This window comes from Wolbachia endosymbiont of Pentalonia nigronervosa (assembly GCF_014534705.1).
GTDB lineage: Bacteria > Pseudomonadota > Alphaproteobacteria > Rickettsiales > Anaplasmataceae > Wolbachia.
Map to the genome: position 1 here is coordinate 1 of NZ_JACVWV010000075.1, position 4,618 is coordinate 4,618.

Consider the following 4,618-nt stretch of genomic DNA (forward strand, 5'->3'; position numbering starts at 1 on the left):
TCGGCAGATATTTGAGTTGTGCAAGTTAAACAAAAATCCCAAAAATGGATGTGTTATGTACGTTCTATAATAAATGAGAACGCATAATATTTTGTCTTCTAGTGTTTCAACGTGCGATTTTCTTCCGTGACATTTCTTTTTTGCCTCCATTTTTTCCCACTCCGGCCTCACTTTTTCCACGATTTTTTCAAATTCTTCTATTTTTAGACCTGTTAATTGTCTGAAAATATAAGGGGTTTTTGCCACTTTTGCATAATTTATTGCCATTTTCTCTCACTAAAACTCTCATTTTATACGCTTTTTTTTGTTTTTCTACTTTTTTCCTCGTTTTGCAGGGGGTCTTTTGTATCCCATACCACTTGCGAACATGCTCAAGACCTTCGTTTCAAGCTCAGGATGTAGACTTGTTTGTCTCTTTTTGCGGTTCAAAACTTCCTTCTCGATTCCTTGGCGTCAGCAGCTCAAATGATCCTGAGCTTGTACGTAAAGTTTTCGCACTTTTGCCGTTTCTACGATTATTTTCTTCTTCCCTATTATTTGATAAATAACTCTCCATTTCCCCTTCTAGGCTTGCCTCTAGCAACTTCTTTATCAAAGGTGTCAGTGCTCCTTCTCTTCCGGTTAGTGGTTTACCTTCTCTTATAGATGACAGGATATTTGTCTCTAATTCTTACTAATCCAACATAGTTGTTTGCTCTTTTTTCTTTCATTTGTTAAACCTCCATTTTTTATATCAATAATATATCATTTTTCGGTTTGACACAGTTTATTTAACACTCCCTCTTAAAGGGTCTCACACCTTATGAATTCATATGTGATCAGTGGACAAAATTTCCTGATTTATTTATACTTCCATCATACTTTGGGACCATACACCTAGGAGCTCTGCTACTTCAGATTTTGACTTCCCTTTTTTCCACCATTAGATATGCTTTTTCTCTTAAATCTACACTGTATACCACTATTTACCTCTTATTCTATCAATTCAATTTTATCATTCATTTTTAAAATCACTATAGCTATATGGTTCAAATAAACATGGAAGTATTATGAAGAATTATATTATCATTTTCTACAGAATAAAACTCACTATTTTCATATATTACCGTGCACTTCTTTTCTATACTCATCTCCCTGCAAGGATTACAAGTGTACTTCGTTCCTGTATAATAATTGTGATATTTAAACTGACCATTTTTATTAAAATAACCAAATTCATCAACCAATGTGACTATTTGTCTACCTTTTTTACCATTAACTAATTCGTATACAGCAACTGAATAGTGATCTGGGAAATCTGGTTCAACAAATTCTTCTGTAAGAAAAAACAATGGCTGATTGTCATGTAACCATGCAAAATTTGTGTTGTAGATTTTTTCTGCACAATTTAAACTGATAAATTTATATTCATCTGAAACGTGTGAGTACTGTGGATCATATCTTTTATATTCAAAAAATTCATTACCTAAAAAATTGCAAAATGTTAGCTTATAATTACTATTATTACATTTAGCAACTTTTAAATAGTGAAAATCTCGTGGAATAACTATCTCTTCTTTTGTAACATGGTTACGTATGACCAATTGATCATTGAGCATGTAATAACCTATTTTTTGTAAAGTAGCCATAGGATTATCATTTAAGACAATGTTTGCTTCATAAATATTATCCGATAATTCTTTTCCTTTTTGCAAAGTAAATTTCTGCTTTGTGTTGCTAGCCTTAATTAAGCTATCTATTGTTTCTAGTTCTGCTATATCTGGTTTATATTGATACTGATAGTCACTATATTTTGAAAGCCTATTTCCATTTTTGTCTGATATATAGACAGTTCTAAGGCAATCCGTATCACTACCTTTTATTGTTAAATAAAATCCATCTGTTTTTTCTTTGATTTCTTTTGATGCTATATCATTTTCATCATAAAAATTAATAAAATTCAGTGATCCAGTTAATAATGAGTTTCCAGGCTTATAAAGTGATAGGTTAATACCAGAATATAGCACATTTCCTATGTTTTGTAATGTAATATTTGCTTTTTCCGTTTCAAGTTCATCTAAAATACTATTTTTATTTTCACCAATAATAGCTTCTTGTTCTATAACAAAGTCTTCGCCATTTTGTAGCTTCAGAACTAAATCCCCTTTACATAAAACTATTTTATCGTTTCTCTTCTGTAACTCTACATCACTGATGTTCCTCACTTCAACCGTACCAATGTATGATTCGATAGCATACTTATCACTGTTACCCTTTAACCTGTAGTATGCAGTAGGAAGTTTTATCAGCTTCTTATAGAGCGGATCTTTACTATCTACTTTAAATGTATATTGTTCCATACTATCCTTATCACTTTCCTTACGTTAGATAGCCAACAACTGCACTCTGATTAATGGAACTAAATCCAGAAATTGCAATATCACTCATAACATTTCCTGGCTGTTCATTATCCGTCGCTATTTTCTCAATATTAATAAAACCCCTTTTTTGCTCATTATTTTTTAACACTTCTTTCATATGATCTTTAAAAGCAGCCAAACATTCATCGGTCTGTTTGCAATTAAGGCATGATTCTTTTGCAGCTGTACACAAGAATTCCAACAGCTCATCATCACTAAATGACTTATCTACAATAGCTGTATGTAGTTCTATTGGATTAAATCTTAAGTTTTTAGATGATATACCAGATTTAACTGCTGCACACTTCAATACTTTCTCAAATCTTGTTGTAATATATAATGCGTTTATATCGGTACCTTGAGTTATCACAGCTTTAGATGGTATAGTAGGTTTGGAAGAAGAAGAGATGAATTGAAAAGCACTTCTAACAGTATTTGCAATAGTATTAGCAAAAATGTTTATCCATGAAGATGAAGATAAACTACCTGCTCCACTTGTCACTGGTTGATTATTTAAATTTTCAGTTTCCCTTTTTCTTCTACGTACAGGACAAACAGGATCCGTAGGTTCTTTTTTACAGAATATATTTTTTGTTTTACCAAAAAAAGCCTCAGCATTTTGCATTGATTGAGATGCTCTTCTTGCAAATCCCTCAGCATCTTTTTTTATAACTTCAGTTATATTATTCAAATTCACTACTGCAGCATGTAATTTTATAGTCTCATTTCTGGCATCTTGAGCTTTTTTAGCAAAAACTTCAGAAGCATTTTTAGCCACTTCCACCGCTTCTTTAGCATTCTGGATTTCAAGCTTTGTTTGATTCATACTAAGCAAAAACCTTTCAACTTCCGCGGCACCTACTCCATCTGCTCCTCGAGGACCTATATCTCCTTTGACACCAGGAATTCCAGGCAATCCAGACATCCCTGGTACTCCTTGAGGGCCTATATCTCCTTTATTCCCTTGTATGCCTTCCGTTCCAGGCAATCCGACATCACCTTTTTCTCCTTGAGGACCTATATCTCCTTTTAACCCAGGAGTTCCTGATAATCCCATATCACCTTGAGGACCTATATCTCCTTTATTCCCTTGTATGCCTTCCGTTCCAGGCAATCCAATTTCACCCTGGGGACCAACTGGACCCTGAGGACCTGTATCTCCTTTAGCTCCAGACATTCCAGGCAATCCAATTTCACCCTGGGGACCAACTGGACCCTGAGGACCTGTATCTCCTTTGATACCAGAAATTCCTGGCAATCCGTTCATTCCCGGAGCACCATCTACTCCTTTAATACCAGGCAATCCAGCATCACCTTTTTGTCCCAATATTCCAGGAGAACCAGTTTCTCCTCTATCTCCAGGCAATCCGACATCACCTTTTTCTCCTTGAGGACCTATATCTCCTTTTAATCCAGAAGTTCCAGACAATCCAATTTCACCTCTATCACCCTTTTCTCCTTGAGGGCCTATATCTCCTTTTAATCCAGAAGTTCCAGGCAATCCAATTTCACCCTGGGGACCAACTGAACCTTGAGCCCCTGGAGCTCCAATTTCACCTTTTTGTCCCAGTGTCCCCGGTAGACCAGTTTCACCTCTCCTTCCAGATGCACCTTTAACACCTTGGGGACCTCGTGCTTCTCCTGGATCTCGTTTTAATTCCTTTGAAATACTTTGTGCTAACTCATCACTACTTGCAAGTTTCTTGACTAATGTACCATTGCCCTGGCCTAGTAATGCATCAGCTAAATCTTGAGCTTTTTCATCAATTAGCTTACTAGCTATTTCTTTGTGGATATCTCTATTATAAATAAGTTTTCCTGTAATTTGCTGCTCTAATACTAAATCTCCGTCTTCATTACGGGACTCAAGCACCTTACTAATAATATCTGTACCATTAACTAATTTTTTTGCAATTCCAGTATGCAGATCTGAACTACTTGCAAGCTCTTTTGTCAACGTCTTACCGTTAGAGTCAGTAGAGTTAAGTATTAACTCCTTAAACTCAGTAGCTCTAGTAGTGACTAGGTAGTGTAGACATTCAAAAAGAAAGGAGTTATAATAACAATTTTTGAGAGAAGCTAAGGATGTTATACGACTTAAAAGATAAGCAATGGGAAAGGATAAAGGAGAGTTTACCCGGAAAGAAAGGGGATAGTGGAAGGAGTGCAAAGGACAACAGAAAGTTCATAGCAGCAGTGATGTGGATAGGGCGAACAGG

At 35.4% G+C, this 4,618-nt stretch carries 3 protein-coding genes and 2 pseudogenes; 1 reads left to right on the forward strand and 4 read right to left on the reverse strand.

Annotated elements, in window-relative coordinates:
* Window positions 1–267: helix-turn-helix domain-containing protein (locus IC220_RS06060; protein ID WP_188153595.1), on the reverse strand; the 267-nt coding region annotated here is incomplete at its 3' end.
* 75 nt (window positions 268–342) lie between these two features.
* Window positions 343–655, reverse strand: a pseudogene (locus IC220_RS06065) (transposase); the annotation flags it as partial.
* Between the two features lie 128 nt (window positions 656–783).
* Between IC220_RS06065 and IC220_RS06070 the strand changes: the two are divergent.
* Window positions 784–880, forward strand: a pseudogene (locus IC220_RS06070) (IS481 family transposase); the annotation flags it as partial.
* 148 nt (window positions 881–1,028) lie between these two features.
* Here the strand turns inward: IC220_RS06070 and IC220_RS06075 are convergent.
* Both IC220_RS06075 and IC220_RS06080 read right to left on the reverse strand, forming a co-directional pair.
* The gene (locus IC220_RS06075) at window positions 1,029–2,339 is read right to left on the reverse strand and encodes a hypothetical protein (protein ID WP_188153596.1); all 1,311 of its coding nucleotides are present in this window, start codon (window positions 2,337–2,339) and stop codon (window positions 1,029–1,031) included.
* A 19-nt stretch (window positions 2,340–2,358) separates the two neighbouring features.
* Window positions 2,359–4,356: a collagen-like domain-containing protein gene (locus tag IC220_RS06080; RefSeq protein WP_188153597.1), complete on the reverse strand. Its 1,998-nt coding sequence runs from the start codon at window positions 4,354–4,356 to the stop codon at window positions 2,359–2,361.
* Window positions 4,357–4,618: the final 262 nt, after the last annotated feature.